Origin of the sequence: Streptococcus sp. HMSC077F03, assembly GCF_001812375.1 — a bacterium.
Taxonomy (GTDB): domain Bacteria; phylum Bacillota; class Bacilli; order Lactobacillales; family Streptococcaceae; genus Streptococcus; species Streptococcus oralis_S.
Genome location: NZ_KV808797.1, coordinates 307,687 through 327,973, shown reverse-complemented (window position 1 = coordinate 327,973; position 20,287 = coordinate 307,687). Strand labels below are relative to the sequence as shown.

19 protein-coding genes and 1 riboswitch are annotated in these 20,287 nt (G+C 44.2%); of the genes, 16 read left to right on the top strand and 3 right to left on the bottom strand.

Annotated elements, in window-relative coordinates; all coding sequences use genetic code 11:
• Positions 1-94: 94 nt before the first annotated feature.
• From mvk to tig, 9 genes are all read left to right on the top strand, one after another.
• Positions 95-973 carry a mevalonate kinase gene (mvk, locus tag HMPREF2853_RS08805; RefSeq protein WP_000163295.1) on the top strand — a complete coding sequence of 293 codons (879 nt, stop codon included), beginning with the start codon at positions 95-97 and terminating at the stop codon, positions 971-973.
• The gene (mvaD, locus tag HMPREF2853_RS08800; protein ID WP_000375367.1) at positions 955-1,908 is read left to right on the top strand and encodes a diphosphomevalonate decarboxylase; all 954 of its coding nucleotides are present in this window, start codon (positions 955-957) and stop codon (positions 1,906-1,908) included. Before mvk ends, mvaD begins: the two co-directional genes overlap by 19 nt.
• On the top strand, positions 1,895-2,902 hold the full coding sequence (locus HMPREF2853_RS08795) for a phosphomevalonate kinase (RefSeq protein WP_070535868.1): 1,008 nt from the start codon (positions 1,895-1,897) through the stop codon (positions 2,900-2,902). The genes mvaD and HMPREF2853_RS08795 overlap by 14 nt, the downstream gene beginning before the upstream one ends.
• Complete coding sequence (gene fni, locus HMPREF2853_RS08790) at positions 2,886-3,887, top strand: type 2 isopentenyl-diphosphate Delta-isomerase (RefSeq protein WP_000210650.1); 1,002 nt, start codon at positions 2,886-2,888, stop codon at positions 3,885-3,887. Before HMPREF2853_RS08795 ends, fni begins: the two co-directional genes overlap by 17 nt.
• Before the next feature lie 166 nt (positions 3,888-4,053).
• Positions 4,054-4,752, top strand: a complete 699-nt coding sequence (gene liaF / locus HMPREF2853_RS08785; RefSeq protein WP_000714492.1) for a cell wall-active antibiotics response protein LiaF — start codon at positions 4,054-4,056, stop codon at positions 4,750-4,752.
• Positions 4,749-5,744 (top strand): envelope stress sensor histidine kinase LiaS, encoded by a 996-nt coding sequence (locus HMPREF2853_RS08780; RefSeq protein WP_070535866.1) that lies wholly within the window; start codon positions 4,749-4,751, stop codon positions 5,742-5,744. Before liaF ends, HMPREF2853_RS08780 begins: the two co-directional genes overlap by 4 nt.
• Positions 5,745-5,757: 13 nt before the next feature.
• Complete coding sequence (locus tag HMPREF2853_RS08775) at positions 5,758-6,390, top strand: response regulator transcription factor (protein ID WP_000698407.1); 633 nt, start codon at positions 5,758-5,760, stop codon at positions 6,388-6,390.
• A complete protein-coding gene (locus tag HMPREF2853_RS08770; protein WP_070535863.1) occupies positions 6,391-7,047 on the top strand; it encodes a DNA alkylation repair protein in 657 nt (218 codons plus the stop codon).
• A 92-nt stretch (positions 7,048-7,139) separates the two neighbouring features.
• Positions 7,140-8,423: a trigger factor gene (gene tig / locus HMPREF2853_RS08765; protein WP_070535860.1), complete on the top strand. Its 1,284-nt coding sequence runs from the start codon at positions 7,140-7,142 to the stop codon at positions 8,421-8,423.
• A 47-nt stretch (positions 8,424-8,470) separates the two neighbouring features.
• Here tig and HMPREF2853_RS08760 read toward each other — a convergent pair whose 3' ends face one another.
• The 3 genes from HMPREF2853_RS08760 to rnhC all read right to left on the bottom strand — a co-directional run bounded on the left by HMPREF2853_RS08760 (position 8,471) and on the right by rnhC (position 12,467).
• Entirely contained in the window at positions 8,471-10,840 is a 2,370-nt protein-coding gene (locus HMPREF2853_RS08760) for an SF1B family DNA helicase RecD2 (protein ID WP_070535857.1), read from the bottom strand.
• A 127-nt stretch (positions 10,841-10,967) separates the two neighbouring features.
• Positions 10,968-11,582, bottom strand: a complete 615-nt coding sequence (lepB, locus tag HMPREF2853_RS08755; protein WP_001108432.1) for a signal peptidase I — start codon at positions 11,580-11,582, stop codon at positions 10,968-10,970.
• 9 nt (positions 11,583-11,591) lie between these two features.
• Positions 11,592-12,467 carry a ribonuclease HIII gene (gene rnhC / locus HMPREF2853_RS08750; RefSeq protein ID WP_070535853.1) on the bottom strand — a complete coding sequence of 292 codons (876 nt, stop codon included), beginning with the start codon at positions 12,465-12,467 and terminating at the stop codon, positions 11,592-11,594.
• Between the two features lie 86 nt (positions 12,468-12,553).
• On the opposite strand from rnhC, the gene zapA reads away from it, so the two are divergent.
• The 7 genes from zapA (at position 12,554) to HMPREF2853_RS08715 (ending at position 20,272) form a co-directional block, all read left to right on the top strand.
• Positions 12,554-12,856, top strand: a complete 303-nt coding sequence (zapA, locus tag HMPREF2853_RS08745; protein WP_000002028.1) for a cell division protein ZapA — start codon at positions 12,554-12,556, stop codon at positions 12,854-12,856.
• Positions 12,853-13,401: a CvpA family protein gene (locus tag HMPREF2853_RS08740; protein WP_000623540.1), complete on the top strand. Its 549-nt coding sequence runs from the start codon at positions 12,853-12,855 to the stop codon at positions 13,399-13,401. Before zapA ends, HMPREF2853_RS08740 begins: the two co-directional genes overlap by 4 nt.
• A 100-nt stretch (positions 13,402-13,501) precedes the next feature.
• Positions 13,502-15,838 (top strand): endonuclease MutS2, encoded by a 2,337-nt coding sequence (locus tag HMPREF2853_RS08735; RefSeq protein WP_001092932.1) that lies wholly within the window; start codon positions 13,502-13,504, stop codon positions 15,836-15,838.
• 168 nt (positions 15,839-16,006) lie between these two features.
• Positions 16,007-16,095, top strand: a riboswitch (glycine riboswitch).
• An 89-nt stretch (positions 16,096-16,184) separates the two neighbouring features.
• Positions 16,185-17,507, top strand: a complete 1,323-nt coding sequence (locus HMPREF2853_RS08730) for an alanine/glycine:cation symporter family protein (protein ID WP_070535850.1) — start codon at positions 16,185-16,187, stop codon at positions 17,505-17,507.
• 130 nt (positions 17,508-17,637) lie between these two features.
• On the top strand, positions 17,638-18,186 hold the full coding sequence (locus HMPREF2853_RS08725) for a carboxymuconolactone decarboxylase family protein (protein ID WP_000206774.1): 549 nt from the start codon (positions 17,638-17,640) through the stop codon (positions 18,184-18,186).
• Positions 18,187-18,200: 14 nt separating this feature from the next.
• The gene (locus HMPREF2853_RS08720; protein WP_049550244.1) at positions 18,201-19,265 is read left to right on the top strand and encodes an acyl-CoA dehydrogenase family protein; all 1,065 of its coding nucleotides are present in this window, start codon (positions 18,201-18,203) and stop codon (positions 19,263-19,265) included.
• Between the two features lie 107 nt (positions 19,266-19,372).
• Complete coding sequence (locus HMPREF2853_RS08715) at positions 19,373-20,272, top strand: TDT family transporter (RefSeq protein WP_049500880.1); 900 nt, start codon at positions 19,373-19,375, stop codon at positions 20,270-20,272.
• The last annotated feature ends 15 nt before the right edge of the window (positions 20,273-20,287 follow it).

Genomic DNA, 20,287 nt, shown 5'->3' with positions numbered 1-20,287 from the left:
ACAATCGCTTTTTTTGTGAAAATATAATAAAATAGATAGGAGAAAATACTACTGTATGAAATGAGACGGTCTTTTCGTCTGGTTAAAGGAAAACATGACAAAAAAAGTTGGTGTCGGTCAGGCACATAGTAAGATTATTTTAATAGGAGAGCACGCTGTTGTATACGGCTATCCTGCCATTTCCTTGCCTCTCATAGAGGTGGAGGTGACCTGTAAGGTGGTCCCTGCTGAAAGTCCATGGCGTCTTTATGAGGAGGATACCTTGTCCATGGCGGTTTATGCCTCGCTGGAGTATTTGGATATCAAAGAAGCCTGCATTCGATGTGTGATTGACTCGGCTATCCCTGAAAAACGGGGGATGGGTTCGTCAGCGGCTATCAGCATAGCGGCCATTCGTGCGGTATTTGACTACTACCAAGCCGACCTGCCTCACGATGTGCTAGAAATCTTGGTCAATCGGGCTGAGATGATTGCCCATATGAATCCAAGCGGTTTGGATGCCAAGACCTGTCTCAGTGACCAACCCATTCGCTTTATCAAGAACCTTGGATTTACAGAGCTTGAGATGAATCTATCTGCCTATTTGGTGATTGCTGATACAGGTGTGTATGGCCACACTCGTGAAGCCATCCAAGTGGTTCAAAGTATGGGGAAGGATGCCCTACCGTTTTTGCATGCCTTGGGAGAATTGACCCAGCAGGCAGAAGATGCGATTAGACGAAAAGATGCTGAAAGACTGGGACAAATCCTCAGTCAAGCGCATCTACATTTAAAAGAAATTGGTGTCAGCAGCCCTGAGGCAGACTCCCTCGTTGAAACGGCTCTGAGCGACGGTGCTCTGGGTGCCAAGATGAGTGGTGGTGGCCTAGGAGGTTGTATCATTGCCTTGGTAGCCAATCTGGATCAAGCACAAGAACTAGCAAAACGATTAGAAGAGAAAGGAGCTGTTCAGACATGGATCGAAAGCCTGTAACAGTACGTTCCTACGCAAATATTGCCATTATCAAATACTGGGGAAAGAAAAAAGAGAAAGAGATGGTTCCTGCTACTAGCAGTATCTCTCTGACTTTGGAAAATATGTATACAGAGACGACCTTGTCGCCTCTACCAGCCCATGCGACGGCGGATGCCTTTTATATCAATGGTCAGCTCCAAAATGAGGCGGAGCATGCCAAGATGAGCAAGATTATCGACCGCTACCGTCCAGAAGGTGAGGGTTTTGTCCGTATCGATACCCAAAACAACATGCCGACCGCGGCGGGTCTGTCTTCCAGTTCCAGTGGTTTGTCCGCCTTGGTCAAGGCTTGCAATGCCTATTTCCAGCTTGGTTTGGATCGGAGTCAGTTGGCACAGGAGGCTAAGTTCGCTTCAGGTTCTTCCTCTCGTAGTTTTTATGGACCGCTCGGTGCCTGGGACAAGGATAGTGGGGAGATTTACCCTGTAGAGACAGACTTGAAACTAGCTATGATTATGTTGGTGCTAGAGGACAAGAAAAAACCAATCTCTAGCCGTGATGGGATGAAACTCTGTGTGGAAACTTCGACGACCTTTGATGATTGGGTGCGCCAGTCTGAGAAGGACTATCAGGATATGCTGCTTTATCTCAAGGAAAATGACTTTGCCAAGGTTGGGGAATTAACGGAGAAAAATGCCCTAGCCATGCACGCTACGACCAAGACTGCTAGTCCAGCCTTTTCTTATCTAACGGATGCTTCCTATGAAGCCATGGACTTTGTCCGCCAACTTCGCGAGCAAGGAGAGGCCTGCTACTTTACCATGGATGCCGGTCCCAATGTCAAGGTCCTCTGTCAAGAGAAAGATTTGGATCATCTATCTGAAATCTTTGGTCAACGTTACCGCTTGATTGTGTCAAAAACAAAGGATTTGAGTCAAGATGATAGCTGTTAAAACTTGCGGAAAACTCTATTGGGCAGGTGAATATGCTATTTTAGAGCCAGGACAGTTAGCCTTGATAAAGGCCATCCCCATCTATATGAAGGCTGAGATTGCCTTTTCTGACAGCTACCGTATCTACTCAGATCTGTTTGATTTCGCAGTGGACTTGACGCCAAATCCTGACTACAGCTTGATTCAAGAAACGATTACTCTAGTGGAAGATTTCCTGACTTATCGAGGTCAGGAGCTAAGACCTTTTTCCTTGGAAATCCGTGGCAAAATGGAACGGGAAGGGAAAAAGTTTGGTCTAGGCTCTAGCGGTAGTGTCGTTGTCTTGGTTATTAAGGCGCTGCTGGCTCTGTATGATATTACGGTTGATCAGGAACTCTTGTTCAAGCTGGCTAGCGCGGTCTTACTCAAGCGAGGAGACAATGGTTCTATGGGAGACCTTGCCTGTATCGTTGCAGAGGATTTGGTTCTCTACCAGTCTTTTGATCGAAAGAAGATAGCTGCTTGGTTGCAAGAAGAAAGCTTGGCAACAGTTTTAGAGCGTGACTGGGGCTTTTCCATCTCACAAGTGAAACCAACCCTAGAATGTGATTTCCTAGTGGGATGGACCAAGCAAGTGGCCGTATCGAGTCAAATGGTTAAGCAAATCAAGCAAAACATAGGCCAGAAATTTTTAACTTCCTCAAAAGCAACAGTGGTTACTTTGGTAGAAGCCTTGGAGCAGGGAAATGCAGAAAAAATCATCGAGCAGCTGGAAACAGCCAGTCAGCTTTTAGAAGGCTTGAGCTCAGATATTTATATGCCTTCGCTCAGGGAGTTAAAAATGGCCAGCCAAGGTTTGCAGGCTGTTGCCAAGAGTAGTGGGGCTGGTGGTGGTGACTGTGGCATTGCCTTGAGTTTTAATGAGCAATCAACTGAAACCTTAAAAAACCGTTGGGCCGATCTGGGGATTGAGCTCTTATACCAAGAAAGGATAGGACATGACGACAAATCGTAAGGACGAGCATATCCGCTATGCCCTTGAGCAGAAAAGTTCCTATAATAGCTTTGATGAGGTGGAGTTGATTCATTCTTCCCTGCCTCTTTATGACCTGGATGAGATTGATTTATCTACAGAGTTTGCGGGTCGAAAGTGGGATTTTCCTTTTTATATCAATGCCATGACGGGTGGAAGCGATAGGGGGAGAGAAATCAATCAAAAACTGGCTCAGGTGGCAGAAGCCTGTGGGATTTTGTTTGTGACGGGCTCTTATAGCGCAGCCCTCAAAGATCCAACAGATGACTCTTTTTCTGTCAAGTCTAGCCATCCAAATCTCCTCCTTGGTACTAATATTGGATTGGACAAGCCTGTTAAGTTGGGACTTCAGACTGTAGAAGCGATGAATCCTCTTCTCCTTCAAGTGCATGTTAATGTCATGCAGGAATTGCTCATGCCCGAGGGAGAAAGAAAGTTTCGAAGCTGGCAATCGCATCTAGCAGATTATAGCAAGCGGATCCCTGTTCCAATCGTTTTAAAGGAAGTGGGCTTTGGGATGGATGTGAAGACTATCGAAAGAGCCTATGAACTGGGTGTTCGAACGGTTGACCTGTCGGGTCGTGGTGGTACTAGCTTTGCCTATATCGAAAACCGTCGCAGTGGTCAACGTGATTACCTCAATCAATGGGGCCAGTCTACTATGCAAGCCCTTCTCAATGCCCAAACCTGGAAAGACAAGGTCGAACTCTTGGTCAGCGGAGGGGTTCGAAATCCGCTGGATATGATTAAGTGCTTGGTTTTTGGTGCCAAGGCTGTAGGACTGTCACGTACCGTTCTAGAGTTGATTGAAACCTACACAGTCGAAGAAGTGATTAGCATTGTCCAAGGCTGGAAAGAAGATCTGCGTTTGATCATGTGTGCCCTTAATTGTGCCACCATAGCGGATCTGCAAAGCGTAGACTATATTCTTTACGGCAAACTAAAAGAAGCAAAAGATCAGATGTAGAGAGGTCGGGACAAGAATCCCGCCCTTTTTTGTAGCCTTTTGTCAACTGTAGCGGGCTGAAAGAACCTAGCTTGTAGGAGCGATTTCTGTCCAATCGCCTTTTTCCATCCTCAGACCGAGGTGACTTTTTTGAATTGTGATAAAATAGAAGGGAGAGGATGCATCTATGAAAAAATTTCAAATCTTTTTATTTATCGAAGCCTGTCTATTGACGGGAGCTCTGATTTTGATGGTATCAGAGCATTTTTCGCGTTTTTTGCTGATTCTATTCCTCTTTTTGCTCTTGCTCCGCTATTATACAGGTAAAGAGGGCAACAACGTTTTCCTCCTTGTGACGACTATTCTTTTCTTTTTCATCGTCATGCTCAATCCCTTTGTGATATTAGCTATCTTTGTGGCAGTTATCTATAGTCTCTTTCTTCTCTATCCGATGATGAATCAAGAAAGAGAGGAGACCGACTTGGTCTTTGAAGAGGTGGTAACGGTTAAAAATGAACGCAATCCTTGGTTTGGCAATCTCCATCATTTTTCTAGCCACCAGACCTGCCAGTTTGACGATATCAACCTCTTTCGCCTCATGGGCAAGGACACCATTCATCTAGAAAGAGTTATCCTAACCAATCATGACAATGTCATTATCCTTAGAAAGATGGTGGGAACGACTAGGATTATCGTACCTGTAGATGTGGAAATCAGCCTCAGTGTCAACTGCCTCTATGGAGATCTAACTTTCCTCAATCAACCCAAGCGAGCCCTCCGCAATGAACACTATCATCAGGAGACCAGAGACTATCTCAAGAGTAACAAGAGCGTCAAGATTTTCCTAACTACTATGGTTGGCGATGTGGAGGTGGTCAGAGGATGAAAAAGCAATCGTATCTGTTAATCGGGCTGTCTTCTCTCCTTTTTATCCTCTTTTTGACCAATAGTCTACTTGATATTCTCAATCTTGATTGGTCCTATTTGCTACAAGATATCGAAAAACTGGAAAAGTTAATCTTCTTGATCTTGGTCTTTAGCCTTTCCATGACTTTCTTTTTTGTTCTCTTTTGGCGCGTGATAGAAGAAGTCTCTCGCAGAAAAATGCAAGTCAATCTCAAGCGACTGCTAGCAGGAAAAGAGGTGGTTGCCTTTGCAGATCCAGACTTGGATGCCAGTTTTAAGTCCTTGTCTGGCAAGCTCAACCTCTTGACAGAGGCTGTTCAAAAGGCTGAAAATCAAAGCCTGGTCAAGGAAGAAGCAATCATCGAGAAAGAACGGAAGCGGATAGCACGTGACTTGCACGATACGGTTAGTCAGGAGTTGTTTGCGGCCCATATGATTTTATCAGGTGTCAGTCAGCAGGCTTTGAAGCTGGATAGAGAAAAGATGCAGACCCAGTTGCAAAGCGTCGCAGCCATCCTCGAAACAGCCCAGAAAGATTTGCGGGTCTTGCTCCTACATTTGCGACCTGTTGAGTTGGAAGAGAAGAGTTTGGTTGAGGGGATTCAAATCCTCTTAAAAGAGCTTGAGGACAAGAGTGATCTCAAGGTTAGTCTCAAGCAGAATGTGTCTACATTGCCCAAGAAGATTGAAGAACATATCTTCCGTATTCTTCAGGAGTTGATCAGCAATACCCTTCGCCATGCTCAGGCATCTTGCCTAGATGTCTACCTCTATCAGACAGATGTTGAATTGCAGCTGAAGGTGGTGGACAATGGGATTGGATTCCAGTTAGGGAGTTTAGACGACTTGAGTTATGGACTGCGAAATATCAAGGAGCGGGTCGAAGATATGGCAGGAACGGTTCAACTTTTGACAGCACCTAAGCAAGGACTGGCGGTTGATATCCGTATTCCCCTGCTAGATAAGGAATGATAAAGGAGTAGAGATGAAAATTTTACTGGTAGATGACCATGAAATGGTTCGATTGGGCTTGAAAAGCTATTTTGATCTCCAAGACGATGTGGAAGTTGTGGGCGAGGCTGCTAATGGGGCTCAAGGTATTGACTTGGCCTTGAAACTGCGTCCAGATGTCATTGTCATGGATATCGTCATGCCTGAGATGAATGGGATTGACGCGACCTTAGCCATCCTCAAAGAATGGCCTGAAGCCAAGATATTAATTGTCACCTCTTACTTGGACAATGAAAAAATTATGCCGGTCTTGAATGCGGGTGCCAAAGGTTATATGCTCAAGACTTCTAGTGCAGACGAACTGCTTCATGCCGTCCGCAAGGTGGCTGCTGGAGAGCTGGCCATTGAACAAGAGGTCAGCAAGAAGGTTGAATACCACCGTAATCATATGGAGCTTCATGAGGAGCTGACTGCGCGTGAGCGAGACGTACTTCAACTCATTGCCAAGGGCTACGAAAACCAGCGGATTGCAGATGAACTCTTTATCTCTCTCAAGACGGTCAAGACCCATGTGTCCAATATCCTTGCTAAACTTGAGGTCAGCGATCGCACCCAGGCGGCGGTCTATGCCTTCCAGCACCACTTGGTCGGGCAGGAGGACTTTTAGATGAGTCTTGCAGATTTACTTGAGGAGCTAGAAGCAGCAAAAGAGCCTGAGAAAGCAGGCCCAATGGAAGCCTATATGCGCCATCAATTTCCCTTTTTAGGTATTGCAGGTCCTGAAAGAAATGCCCTCTATAAAAAGTATTTTCCAGAAGCGAAAAAAACAAGAGTTATTGACTGGGATTTTGTAGATATTTGCTGGGAAAAGGAACCTAGAGAATACCAATATGTGGGCGCCAACTATTTGAAAGCTATGCAGTTTTATCTAACGAAGGATGATTTGCCTAAGCTTGAGCGTCTAGTAGTGACCAAGTCCTGGTGGGACACAGTAGATATTCTAGATAGAGTAGTTGGGAGTTTGGTGGCTAACCATCCGAAACTTGAAGAAGTGATTTTAAAATGGAGCCTATCGGACAATATCTGGCTGAGACGAGTTGCTATTGACCACCAGTTGTTAAGAAAAGAGAAGACAAATGTCCAACTGATGGAAAAGGTCCTGCTCAATAATCTAGACCAGACAGAATTTTTTATCAACAAAGCCATCGGCTGGGCCCTAAGAGACTACTCCAAAACCAATCCGGAATGGGTAGCAAGCTTCATCGAAAAAAACAAGGAAAGAATGGCTGAACTCAGTATCAAGGAAGCAAGCAAGTACCTTTAGCATCATTGAAAAGCGCATTCATTACTTGAAAATTAACCGTGGTTTATGCTATAATAGACTGTATTTAAAAAATTTTAAGGAGAAATGACAGAATGTCTGTATCATTTGAAAACAAAGAAACAAACCGTGGAGTCTTGACTTTCACGATCTCTCAAGACCAAATCAAACCAGAATTGGACCGTGTATTTAACTCAGTAAAGAAAACTCTTAACGTTCCTGGTTTCCGTAAAGGTCACCTTCCACGCCCTATCTTCGACCAAAAATTTGGTGAAGAAGCTCTTTATCAAGATGCAATGAACGCACTTTTGCCAAACGCATATGAAGCTGCAGTAAAAGAAGCTGGTCTTGAAGTGGTTGCGCAACCAAAAATTGACGTAACTTCAATGGAAAAAGGTCAAGACTGGGTTATCACTGCTGAAGTCGTGACAAAACCTGAAGTAAAATTGGGTGACTACAAAAACCTTGAAGTATCAGTTGATGTAGAAAAAGAAGTAACTGACGCTGACGTTGAAGAACGTATCGAACGCGAACGCAACAACTTGGCTGAATTGGTTATCAAAGAAGGCGCTGCTGAAAATGGCGACACTGTTGTGATTGACTTCGTTGGTTCTATCGACGGTGTTGAATTTGACGGTGGAAAAGGTGAAAACTTCTCACTTGGACTTGGATCAGGTCAATTTATCCCTGGTTTTGAAGACCAATTGATTGGACACTCAGCTGGCGACACTGTTGATGTAGTTGTAACATTCCCAGAAGACTACCAAGCAGAGGACCTTGCAGGTAAAGAAGCTAAATTCGTGACAACTATCCACGAAGTAAAAGCAAAAGAAGTTCCAGCTCTTGATGATGAACTTGCAAAAGACATCGACGAAGAAGTGGAAACTCTTGACGAATTGAAAGAAAAATACCGCAAAGAATTGACTGCTGCGAAAGAAGAAGCATACAAAGACGCCGTTGAAGGTGCAGCAATCGATAAAGCTGTAGAAAACGCTGAAATCGTAGAACTTCCAGAAGAAATGATCCACGAAGAAGTTCACCGTTCAGTAAATGAATTCCTTGGAAACTTGCAACGCCAAGGGATCAACCCTGACATGTACTTCCAAATCACAGGAACTACTCAAGAAGACCTTCACAAACAATACGAAGCAGAAGCTGAGTCACGTACGAAGACTAACCTTGTTATCGAAGCAGTTGCCAAAGCTGAAGGATTTGACGCTTCAGAAGAAGAAATCCAAAAAGAAATCGAGCAATTGGCAGCAGACTACAACATGGAAGTTGCACAAGTGCAAAACTTGCTTTCAGCTGACATGTTGAAACACGATATCACTATCAAAAAAGCTGTTGAATTGATCACAAGCACTGCAACAGTAAAATAATCTTAAAAGAGAAAAAGCCCACCTGACTAGGTGGGCTTTCTGTTGCACTATTTTCCAAAAATCTCTTTTAAGTCAGCATCTGTAATTCCAATCATAGCGGGAATACTAGACCAGTTTTCTTCGGTGAGGATGTAGGATTTTTCAGAGTCACTTGCTGTGGCAGTTTCAGAGAAGGCTTGTTTACTTTCTTCAATAGTAGTTTCAATTAAATCACTGAAGCGCTCAATCAGATAGGTCTTGCGAGCAGTCCCGATATGCTTGACTGCATAGTCAAAGGCCTGTAATTCACCGAGAAGGATGAGCTTGCTCTTAGCCCGTGTGATAGCTGTGTAGATGAGATTTCGCTCCAGCATGCGCTTGCTAGCACTGGTGATGGGCAGGATAACAACAGGAAACTCACTTCCCTGAGACTTATGGATACTCATGGCATAGGCTAGTCGAATCTTGTACCATTCGTTGCGTGGATAGATGACCTCATTGCCATCAAAATCAATGACAATCTCGTCTTGTTTGGACTCGGTGTATTTTCCAGGAATTAGGTCTGTGATGTATCCTAGGTCTCCATTAAAGACATTGACTTCAGCGTCGTTGACTAGGTGAATAACCTTGTCCCCTGTTCGATAGTGACACTGAGTTGCTTCAAAGCTAACTTGCCCCTTTTGCTGAGGATTGAGCAGGTCTTGCATGAGTTGGTTGATGGCGTCAATACCAGCAGTTCCTCGATACATAGGCGCTAGCACCTGAATATCGCGAGCCGGAATGCCACTTCTGAGGGCAGCGCCGAGGATTTTCTCAATGGTAGCTGGGATATGGCCACTAGCGATTTCAAAGTAGGAACGGTCAGCTTTTTTCTGGGTAAAGTCAGCTGGCAAGATGCCTTGTCGAATCTGACTCGCCAAGGTAACGATAGTTGATTCTTCGCTCTGACGGTAAATCCGTTCCAAGCGCGTCTGAGGTATCAGGGGTATCTGGAGCAGGTCTGCAAGGACTTGTCCAGGACTGACAGAAGGCAACTGGTCACTATCCCCCACGATGAGAATTTTGCTGTTAGAAGAGATATTGGAGAAGAGTTGGTTGGCTAACCAAGTGTCCACCATAGAAAACTCATCCACGATGATGAAGTCGGCATCCAGATAATCTTCCAGATGATTGGTATCATCGTCTCCCGTCATCCCCAAATGACGGTGTATAGTAGCGCTAGGCAAACCTGTTAATTCATTCATGCGCCGAGCCGCTCGACCAGTTGGTGCAGCAAGAAGGATAGGCAGGTTGCTTTTCTTCCTGAGATCAAGCCCTTCTAAAAGGGCATAAACAGCGATAATTCCATTGATAACAGTCGTCTTACCAGTACCAGGTCCACCTGTTAGGATAAAGACCTTGTTCTGGATAGCGTCGCAGATAGCCTGTTTTTGGATGGTATCGTACTGAATCCCCAGTTCTTGCTCGACAGTAGAGATATGCTTTTGAATGGTTTCCAGATCCTGGCTTTTCTGCTTTCCTTTTTCGAGGATACGAACCAAGTGATTGCGAATGCCTTCTTCAGCGAAAAAGAGGCTGTTATCAAAGATTTTGGTATCAATCTGCTGAACCTTGTCTTCTTCAATCAGATGAGATAATTCCTGAGCTACTTGGCTGGGATCCAGTTCCACGGGACGGGAAGACTCGAGGAGAGTCAGCGTTTGTTCCAGCAAATCTCGGGCTTCCATATAGGTATCGCCTGTATCCATACAACCTTGAAAGAGACTATGGACAAGGCCAGCACGGAAGCGCTCGGGAGCTTGACTTTCGATGCCTAGTTCTGCAGCTAATTGGTCAGCAATGGTAAAGCCCAAACCCTTGATATCTTCGACCAGTTGGTAGGGATAGTTTTCGACAATATCTAGCGTTTCTTCCTTGTAAAAGTCTTGAATCTGAAAGGCCAGTTTATTGGGAATGCCGTAGTTGGCAAGTTTAGCCAAGACCATTTCTGTCCCATAGTTGAGACGAAGGGTAGAAACAAAAGCCTCACGGTTTTTGGCAGAGAGTCCTGAGATGCCTTCTAGCTTTTCAGGATGTTCCAGAATTTCATCAATGGTATTGTCACCATAGCTATCAACGATTTTTTGGGCCGTTTTGAGACCAATTCCCTTGAAATGACTGCTAGAAAAGTACTTGACGAGGCCCTTGCTAGTTGGTTTTGCGCGTTCATAACGGTTGATCTGAAGCTGTTCCCCATACTTGGAGTGCTGAACGATTTGCCCCCAAAAAGTGTAGTCTTCCCCTTCAATCACGTCCGCCATGGTTCCTGTAACGATGATTTCAAAATCGTCAAAGTCCTCCGCGTCCGTATCTTCGATATCTAGGAGGAGAATGCGATAAAAATTACTGGGATTTTCAAAAATAATCCGTTCAATGGTGCCTGAAAAATAAACTTCCATAGGTTTCCTTTACATGAGTTCGTGAGAGTTGGACCCTTAGCCACTTTGAAAAGCTAGATTACTTTAAGGTTTTCTCTCGCAATAGAAAAAGAGACTGAGACTTAGCATTCTCGGCCTCTTCCTTATCTTAAAATGTTCCGATACGGTTAAGTGGCCAGAAACGGAATTTTGCTTCACCTTTTATATCGCTGGCCTTAAAGGTACCAACGTGGCGGCTGTCGCTAGAGACTAGACGATCGTCACCAAGGAGAAGGTACTCACCTTGAGGGACAGTAAAGCTGAAGCTGGTATTGGAATTGACATCAACCGTAAAGGCTTGTGCTTTTTGAGCAAGTTCTCTAAAGTAAACTCCCTTATTGCCTTCAAATCCTTTGCCAGTATAGGTGTTTTGCAACTTTTCTGTTTTGAACAAGTTGAGATATTCAGCTAGGTAAGGTTCATTCGTTTCTTCACCGTTGATAAAGAGTTTGTCATTTTCGTAGCGGATGGTATCACCAGGCATGCCGATAACCCTTTTGACAATGTCTTTATTTCCGTCTTCCTCATGCGCAACCACGATGTCGAAGCGGTCAATTGGGAGGTGTTTAACAACGAAGAGAACTTCTCCGTCGGCTAGGGTAGGGTCCATCGAATGTCCTTCCACACGGACATTGCTCCAAAGGAAGATGCGGCTAAGACCTACCAGTGCGATAACCAGGAAGATGACTCCCCATTCTTTTATAAATGATTTTAAATAGTTCATGGTTTACCTCTATAGAAGTTTTTTTGCTTTTTCAGTGTTTTTAAAATGCAGTTTGGCGCAGAAATGAAGTCCCTTCATACCATAGGCTTGAAGGATTTTGCTGGCAACCTTATCAGATGCAGTTCCAGCGCCACTTGGCAGTTGATAGCCTAGTTCTCGTCCAAGATTTTCCAAGTTTTCGAGGAAGAGATCCCGCGCGATGATGGAGCTAACGGCAACAGCCAGGTATTTGCCCTCGGCTTTTTCTTCCAAACTGATCTTGTTTGGAAAATGATTGGCTTCCAGCGCCAAGTACTTGTCATAGTTTTTAGCGCTTGTAAAAGCATCAATCACGATTTTTTCTGGCTGGACTCCTTTTTGAAGAAGGAGAAAGATAGCTTGGTTGTGAAGGGCAACCTTTACAGAAACAGCATTGTAACGCTCTCCGATAACTTCGTTGTACTTGCTCGGTGAAAGGAGGAGTGCTTGATGCTGGATTTTTTCCTTGAGGATAGGGGCAATCTGACGAATCTTTTGGTCAGTCAAGGTTTTTGAATCCCCTACGCCGAGTTTTCGCAAGAAGTCATGCTGGTCCGGTGTCACAAAGGAAGCCACGACAACCAGCCCACCAAAGTAGGAACCATTCCCCACCTCATCGGTCCCAATCATAGGAAAATCTTGTCCACTGGTTTCCTCTACAACTTGATAGCCAAAGAAACTGGCGTACTGCTCAGCAGCTTCGCCCTGAAGGAGGACTTTTCCAGAAGTATAGATGGAAACCGTTGCCTGAGGGAAGCGCAAAAAATAGCGGATATAGGGATTTTTACTAGGACTGAGAGCCTTCTGATACTGACTTAAAAAGCTCTGAATTTCCTGTTCACTTGGTGTGAGTGTGATACTTGCCATAGTCTCTATTGTACCACAAAAGCAGGAGAATTGGTAAAAACTGACAAAGTTAGCGAAATTTGGTATAATATCGTGAGGTGAATTTTATGGCAAATCTAAATCGATATAAGTTTACATTCGGGAAAAAGACATTAACCTTGACAACCGAGCATGACAACCTCTTCATGGAGGAAATTGCCAAGGTTGCGACTGAAAAGTACCAAGCAATTAAAGAACAAATGCCTGGGGCAGATGATGAAACCATTGCGCTTCTTTTGGCGGTCAATTGTCTATCTACACAACTCAACCGTGAGATTGAATTTGATGACAAGGAGCAAGAGTTGTTAGAACTCCGCCACAAGTTGATTGCTGTCAAACAAGAACAGAGCAAGATTGAGGACTCCCTATGATTTCAATCCTACTCTTATTGGTTCTGGCTTGGGGCTTTTACATCGGCTACCGTAGAGGTTTGGTCCTGCAAGTTTATTATTTCCTCGTGGCAGTGATTTCAGCCTTTGTTGCGGGACAGTTTTATAAATCACTGGGCGACCACTTCCACTTGCTTGTCCCTTATGCCAATCCTCAGGAAGGACAGGGAACCTTTTTCTTCCCTTCAGACCAGCTGTTTCATCTAGACAAGGTCTTTTATGCGGGTCTAGCCTATCTTCTAGTTTTTGGGATTTGCTACACTATCGGACGTTTTATCGGTTTGTTCCTGCACTTGATTCCAACTAAAAAGCTTGATGTCAAATGGTTGCGTATCGGATCAGGCGTTTTGTCTCTATTGGTAACCTTATTTGTCTTGCAAATGGCTCTGACCATCCTTGCAACAGTACCTCTGGCAGTCATTCAAAATTCACTCGAAAAAAGTACAGTAGCCAAACACATCATCCAAAGTGTCCCTTTTACGACAAATCTTATCAAACAACTCTGGGTGACAAATTTAATCGGATAAAAAGGGCGGGATTTTTCCTAGCCCTTTGTTTACAGATTGGACGACTAGGTCAAAACACCTAGTTGCTATAATCTTTTAAACCAGCATACAAGGAAAAAATATGAATACAAAAATACTAGAAACCTTAGAATTTAATAAAATCAAAACCTTGTTTGAACCGCATCTCCTGACAGAACAAGGCCTAGAGGAGCTAAAAGGCTTGGCTCCAACTGCTAAGGTGGATAAGATCAAGCAAGCCTTTACAGAGATGGAGGAAATGCAAGCCCTATTTGTGGAGCAACCTCACTTTACTATCCTAGCGACACGTGAGCTTTCAGCTGTCTGCAAGCGTCTGGAGATGGGGGCGGACCTCAATATTGAGGAGTTCTTGCTTCTCAAACGAGTCTTGCTTGCTAGCAGAGAGTTGCAAAGTTTTTACGACAATCTAGAAAACGTACGCTTGGAGCAGTTGGCGAGATGGTTTGAGAAACTGCATGAGTTTCCACACTTGCAAGGAAGTCTCCAAGCTCTAAATGATGCAGGATTTATCGAGAATTTTGCCAGCGAAGAACTAGCACGTATCCGTCGGAAAATCCATGATAGCGAGAGTCAAGTTCGAGATGTCTTGCAAGACTTACTCAAGCAAAAAGCGCAGATGTTGACGGAAGGTATAATCGCTAGCAGAAATGGCCGTCAAGTTTTACCAGTAAAGAACACCTATCGCAATAAGATTGCAGGTGTTGTCCATGACATCTCTGCCAGTGGTAATACGGTTTATATCGAGCCACGTGAGGTGGTCAAGCTGAGCGAAGAAATCGCTAGTCTGCGAGCTGACGAACGCTATGAGATGATTCGCATCCTGCAGGAACTATCGGAACGGGTTCGTCCTCATGCTGCTGAGATTGCTAATGATGCTTGGATTATCGGCCATTTAGACTTGATTCGTGCCAAGGTGCGTTTCATTCAAGAAAGACAAGCAGTCGTTCCCCAACTTTCAGAGAATCAAGAGATTCAACTTCTTCATGTTCGCCATCCTTTGGTCAAAAATGCAGTGGCAAACGATGTACACTTTGGTAAGGAATTAACAGCTATTGTCATTACAGGTCCCAATACTGGTGGGAAGACCATCATGCTCAAAACCCTAGGCTTGACTCAACTCATGGCCCAATCTGGATTGCCCATTCTAGCTGACAAGGGAAGCCGTGTCGGTGTTTTTGAGGAAATCTTCGCAGATATTGGGGATGAGCAGTCTATCGAACAAAGCTTGTCTACCTTCTCTAGCCACATGACCAATATCGTAGATATTCTTGGCAAGGTCAACCAGCACTCGCTCTTGTTACTAGATGAGCTTGGGGCAGGTACCGATCCGCAGGAAGGAGCAGCGCTTGCTATGGCTATTCTGGAGGATCTTCGTCTGCGTCAGGTCAAGACTATGGCGACGACCCACTATCCAGAACTCAAGGCTTATGGTATTGAGACAGCCTTTGTGCAAAATGCCAGCATGGAGTTTGACACAGCCAGCCTGCGTCCGACCTATCGCTTTATGCAGGGAGTTCCTGGTCGAAGCAATGCCTTTGAAATTGCCAAACGCCTGGGCTTGTCAGATGTCATCGTAGGAGATGCCAGCCAGCAGGTTAATCAAGATAATGATGTCAACCGTATCATTGAACAATTGGAAGAGCAAACACTTGAAAGCCGTAAACGCTTGGACAATATCCGTGAGGTGGAGCAAGAAAATCTCAAGATGAATCGAGCACTCAAAAAACTCTACAACGAACTCAACCGTGAAAAAGAAACTGAGCTTAACAAGGCGCGTGAACAAGCTGCTGAGATTGTGGAACTAGCGCTAAGTGAGAGTGACCAAATCCTGAAAAACCTCCACAGTAAGTCTCAACTCAAACCCCACGAAATCATTGAGGCCAAGGCTGAGCTGAAAAAACTGGCTCCTGAAAAAGTCGACTTGTCTAAAAACAAGGTCCTTCAAAAAGCCAAGAAAAAACGAGCTCCAAAGGTTGGGGATGATATCGTGGTTCTCAGTTATGGCCAACGTGGAACATTGACCAATCAGCTCAAGGATGGCCGTTGGGAAGCCCAAGTTGGTTTGATCAAGATGACCTTGGAAGAGAAAGAATTTGATCTTGTTCAGGCTCAGCAAGAAGCCCCAGTCAAGAAAAAACAAGTCAATGTCGTCAAACGTGCTTCTGGTCGTGGTCCGCAAGCCAGACTGGATCTCCGAGGCAAACGGTACGAAGAAGCTATGAATGAGCTGGACGCCTTTATCGACCAAGCCCTGCTTAATAACATGGCGCAGGTCGACATTATCCATGGTATCGGAACAGGAGTCATCCGTGAGGGCGTCACCAAATACCTGCAAAGAAACAAGCATGTCAAGAGTTTCGGCTATGCTCCACAAAATGCTGGAGGCAGTGGCGCTACCATTGTGACCTTTAAAGGATAGAGAGAAGAAGGAGTCAACCTTTCTGAAAAAAGAAATGAAAGGTCAAAAATTTTCATAGAATATATTGACAAAGGCTAACTTTTCTTGTAAAATAATAAAAAATAGAATACCAACACCGAATGAAGTTTAATAGAAGTGGAGAAAGGTTTGTTTTCCATGACTGTAAATGGACGGAACTCTGGAGAGACCGTAAAGGCACCGAAGGGGCAAGGCAGGTAACTGCTCAAACTCTCAGGTAAAAGGACAGAGCTAGGATAGACCGCTTTTTGGCATTTATCTAAGCATTCCAGAGTACATGTATCTTGCATGTGCTCTTTCTTTTGGGGTTGAAAGATAGGAGAAGGACATGTTAGAATTGCTTAAAGCGCTTGATGCTTTTGCTTGGGGGCCTCCCCTCTTGATCTTATTGGTCGGAACGGGTATCTATTTGACCATCCGACTGGGCCTTTTGCAGGTTGCTCGTCTCCCTAAGGCCTTTCAGTTGATCTTTACCAAGGACAAGGGGCACGGCGATGTGTCGAGCTTTGCTGCTCTCTGTACGGCTTTAGCCGCCACCGTTGGTACGGGAAATATCATCGGGGTCGCGACAGCCATTAAGGTTGGGGGACCAGGATCCCTCTTTTGGATGTGGATGGCAGCCTTCTTTGGGATGGCGACTAAATATGCCGAAGGCTTGCTAGCCATCAAATATCGCACAAAGGATGCAAATGGAGCTGTAGCTGGAGGACCCATGCATTACATCCTTTTGGGGATGGGAGAAAAGTGGCGTCCACTTGCTATCTTCTTTGCCCTAGCGGGTGTATTGGTAGCCCTTCTAGGGATTGGTACCTTTACTCAAGTCAATTCGATTACAGAATCCATTCAAAATACAGCCCAAGTTGATCCAGTTATCACAGCTCTGATTTTATCCATTTTTGTAGGGATTGCCGTCTTTGGTGGCCTCAAATCCATATCAAAAGTTTCGACAGCAGTGGTTCCTTTTATGGCTATTGTCTATATTCTGGGAACTCTTACAGTTATTCTCTTTAATATCGAGGAAATCCCAGCCACACTTGCACTGATCTTTACTTCAGCCTTTAGTCCGGCGGCCGCGGTAGGTGGTTTTGCAGGTGCCAGCATTCGGATGGCTATCCAAAATGGTGTGGCGAGAGGAGTCTTTTCTAACGAATCTGGCCTAGGATCAGCTCCCATTGCGGCGGCTGCGGCTAAGACAAATGAGCCTGTCGAGCAAGGCTTGATTTCCATGACAGGAACCTTTATTGATACCCTCATTATCTGTACGTTGACTGGTTTAACAATCTTGGTAACTGGTGTTTGGAGTGGTGATTTGAATGGGGTTGCCTTGACCCAGTCAGCCTTTTCAACAGTTTTTTCACATTTTGGACCTTCCCTCTTGACCATTTTCCTTGTACTCTTTGCCTTTACGACGATTCTCGGATGGAACTACTACGGAGAACGCTGTTTTGAGTTTCTCTTTGGTGTTCGTTTTATCTGGCTTTACCGTGTAGTCTTTGTAGTCATGGTCTTGTTGGGAGGATTTATCGAGTTGGATATGGTCTGGATTATTGCAGATATCGTCAATGCCTTGATGGCTTTACCAAACTTGATTGCCCTCATAGTCTTATCGCCAGTCGTTATTTCCGAAACCAGAAAGTATTTTAAACACTAACCCAATCACACTTTTAGTGTGATTTTTTTATTTCATAGACATTTCCTATCAAGGCTATTGAAAATATATATTATCCAAGTGGAAAATTCTATGATAGACTAAATGACAATAAAATGAAAAGAGGTTTCTTATGACAACATTTACCATCCACACAGTAGAATCAGCACCAGCAGAAGTGAAAGAAGTTCTTGAAACAGTACAAAAAGATAACAATGGCTATATTCCCAACCTAATCGGTCTCTTGGCCAATGCCCCAACCGCGCTTGAAGCCTACCGAACTGTCGGAGCCATCAACCGTCGCAATAGCTTAACACCAGTAGAACGCGAAGTAGTACAAATCACAGCTGCCGTAACCAATGGTTGTGCTTTCTGCGTCGCAGGTCACACAGCCTTTTCAATCAAACAAATCCAGATGAATGATGATCTTCTCCAAGCTCTCCGCAACCGCACTCCGATTGAAACAGATCCAAAACTAGATACTCTAGCTAAGTTTACCTTGGCGGTCATCAATACCAAAGGGCGTGTAGGAGATGAAGCCTTGGCTGAATTTTTGGAAGCTGGCTACACGCAACAAAATGCCTTGGACGTGGTTCTCGGTGTTAGTCTTGCCAGCCTCTGCAACTATGCCAACAACCTAGCCAATACGCCTATTAACCCAGAATTACAACCTTATGCATAAAAGGAGGAAAGAGTATGGGATTTTTTTCCGAAGAGTTTTTGAGCTGGTTAGACCAGCATGCTGATGAAATTGATAAACAGTCTTGTGAGGCTGGAGAGCAACTGATTGAAAGGATTGCAGCAGAAGGAGCTTTTCGTGTAGGTGTTCCAGAATCTCTCGGCGGTTCAGACGGAAGTGATCAAGATGTCATTGATATCCTAGCAGAGCTCGCTCAACATTCCTTGACGGCCTCCTTTATTTCTTGGGGACAACGCACCCTAATTGACAATATTATCCATTCAGAGAATTCCTATTTGAAAGAAAACTATCTGGAAAAACTCTTGTCTGGTGAATATGCAGGCGCAACTGCTCTGTCTAATGCGGTCAAGTATTTATCTGATTTAGAAGAGCTGAATGTTTATATCATCGAAGAAAAAGGACAATTTTATCTAAAAGGGCGACTGCCATGGGTAACCAATGCCCGTAGAAATCGATTCTTAACCATTTTTGTAGCAGGTTTTGCTGATGATCCAAGTAAAAGTTATGTGGTGGCTGTGCCATCAGATGCAGAGAATTTTAGTCGTTCGGAAGACTTAGAATTCGTTTCTCTTCAGGGAGGAAACACTGCTGCTTTGACCTTTAATCGGGTTCCTTTAAAAGAAGAGTGGATTCTATCCAAGAATGCTAAAGAGTTTTTAACTCAAAATCGTCCCGCTTTTTTAGGTTACCAATTTGGTTTGGCTTTTGGATTAGCTGAACGCTCCCTATCAGAAGTAGAAAAAGAATTGGGGAAACGAAGAGTATTAACAGATGAATGGCAATACCAGGTAGAGCAGTTAGATGCTATTCGGCAAGCTCTTTATCAGGGATTGTCTGACCGGTCCTATTTCGTTACCAATCCGCGTGAACTCTTTCAGTTAAGAATAGACATTGTGGATGTGGTTGCTCAAAGTCTTCTGTTAGAGTTGCAAGCTGGTGGAGGTAGAGGCTACTTTAGCAAATCAACATCTGGTTTTATTCGTCGTTGGAATGAAGGAGCCTTTCTTCCGATTGTCTCTCCAAGCGCTGTTCAGTTGCGCCATATCTTAGCAACGAGTTAAAAAATAGTAGAATAAAAACGAAGTTTGAATTTCTAACTTCGTTTTTTAAGTCCTCATTTAAGCGCTTTTATGCTATACTAATAATAACATGATTATTGGAGGCTCGGATGAAAAAGCTCCCCTTGGTATTTTCTGGCTGTTTATTAGGTCTAGCAGGTGCAGGAAATCTGATTGCAGATACTTGGCCAGTTCTGTCGCATTTATTGAGTCTGACTGGATTAGTTTTGTGGCTTTTCTTTCTGATTCTTCATCTTTTTAATTGGTCTGAAACCAAGCGAGAATTGACCAAAGCCCCTCTCTTATCTGGCATGGCTACCTTTCCCATGGCCGGGATGATTTTATCGACCTATGTCTTTCGCGTATTCCCTGTTCTTCCTTTGGTAGCACAAGGAATCTGGTGGTTTTCATTTCTCTTGGATTTAGCTTTGATTGCTACTTTTACCATCAAATTTGCCTGTCCTGGTCGGAGGGTCAATGCGACTCCAAGTTGGACGGTACTCTATGTGGGAATAGCAGTAGCAGCCTTGACCTATCCTCTGGTAGGCATTATCGAGATTGCCTATGCAACCTTGAGTTTTGGTTTTGTCTTGACCTTCTATCTCTATCCGCTTATTTATAGCGATTTAAAGAAATCTCCACTCCCACTAGCCTTGCTTGGACAGGAAGGAATCTACTGTGCTCCCTTTTCCCTACTCTTAGCTTCTCTAGTTCGAGTTGGAGGAGCAGGCCTACCGACTTGGCTCTTGATTGTCATGATTTTGGCATCTCAGTCCTTCTTTTTCTTTGTTTTAACTCGCCTGCCCAATATTTTAAAACAAGGCTTTCAACCAGCCTTCTCAGCCCTCACCTTCCCAACCATTATCACAGCTACTTCGCTCAAGATGGCTCAGGGGCTTTTGAAACTCCCTTTTTTAGATTATCTGGTACTGGCTGAAATCTTCATTTGTCTATCTATTTTACTCTTTGTCTTAGCTTCTTATCTGATTTGGTTACGAAAAAAGGTCTAGCTATATTCTAGCTAG

What these genes read in the sequence shown, in the direction of transcription:
- mvk (WP_000163295.1), top strand. Translation starts at nt 95, where the DNA reads ATGACAAAAAAAGTTGGTGTCGGTCAGGCACATAGTAAGATTATTTTA.
- mvaD (WP_000375367.1), top strand. Translation starts at nt 955, where the DNA reads ATGGATCGAAAGCCTGTAACAGTACGTTCCTACGCAAATATTGCCATT.
- HMPREF2853_RS08795 (WP_070535868.1), top strand. Translation starts at nt 1,895, where the DNA reads ATGATAGCTGTTAAAACTTGCGGAAAACTCTATTGGGCAGGTGAATAT.
- fni (WP_000210650.1), top strand. Translation starts at nt 2,886, where the DNA reads ATGACGACAAATCGTAAGGACGAGCATATCCGCTATGCCCTTGAGCAG.
- liaF (WP_000714492.1), top strand. Translation starts at nt 4,054, where the DNA reads ATGAAAAAATTTCAAATCTTTTTATTTATCGAAGCCTGTCTATTGACG.
- HMPREF2853_RS08780 (WP_070535866.1), top strand. Translation starts at nt 4,749, where the DNA reads ATGAAAAAGCAATCGTATCTGTTAATCGGGCTGTCTTCTCTCCTTTTT.
- HMPREF2853_RS08775 (WP_000698407.1), top strand. Translation starts at nt 5,758, where the DNA reads ATGAAAATTTTACTGGTAGATGACCATGAAATGGTTCGATTGGGCTTG.
- HMPREF2853_RS08770 (WP_070535863.1), top strand. Translation starts at nt 6,391, where the DNA reads ATGAGTCTTGCAGATTTACTTGAGGAGCTAGAAGCAGCAAAAGAGCCT.
- tig (WP_070535860.1), top strand. Translation starts at nt 7,140, where the DNA reads ATGTCTGTATCATTTGAAAACAAAGAAACAAACCGTGGAGTCTTGACT.
- HMPREF2853_RS08760 (WP_070535857.1), bottom strand. Translation starts at nt 10,840, where the DNA reads ATGGAAGTTTATTTTTCAGGCACCATTGAACGGATTATTTTTGAAAAT.
- lepB (WP_001108432.1), bottom strand. Translation starts at nt 11,582, where the DNA reads ATGAACTATTTAAAATCATTTATAAAAGAATGGGGAGTCATCTTCCTG.
- rnhC (WP_070535853.1), bottom strand. Translation starts at nt 12,467, where the DNA reads ATGGCAAGTATCACACTCACACCAAGTGAACAGGAAATTCAGAGCTTT.
- zapA (WP_000002028.1), top strand. Translation starts at nt 12,554, where the DNA reads ATGGCAAATCTAAATCGATATAAGTTTACATTCGGGAAAAAGACATTA.
- HMPREF2853_RS08740 (WP_000623540.1), top strand. Translation starts at nt 12,853, where the DNA reads ATGATTTCAATCCTACTCTTATTGGTTCTGGCTTGGGGCTTTTACATC.
- HMPREF2853_RS08735 (WP_001092932.1), top strand. Translation starts at nt 13,502, where the DNA reads ATGAATACAAAAATACTAGAAACCTTAGAATTTAATAAAATCAAAACC.
- HMPREF2853_RS08730 (WP_070535850.1), top strand. Translation starts at nt 16,185, where the DNA reads ATGTTAGAATTGCTTAAAGCGCTTGATGCTTTTGCTTGGGGGCCTCCC.
- HMPREF2853_RS08725 (WP_000206774.1), top strand. Translation starts at nt 17,638, where the DNA reads ATGACAACATTTACCATCCACACAGTAGAATCAGCACCAGCAGAAGTG.
- HMPREF2853_RS08720 (WP_049550244.1), top strand. Translation starts at nt 18,201, where the DNA reads ATGGGATTTTTTTCCGAAGAGTTTTTGAGCTGGTTAGACCAGCATGCT.
- HMPREF2853_RS08715 (WP_049500880.1), top strand. Translation starts at nt 19,373, where the DNA reads ATGAAAAAGCTCCCCTTGGTATTTTCTGGCTGTTTATTAGGTCTAGCA.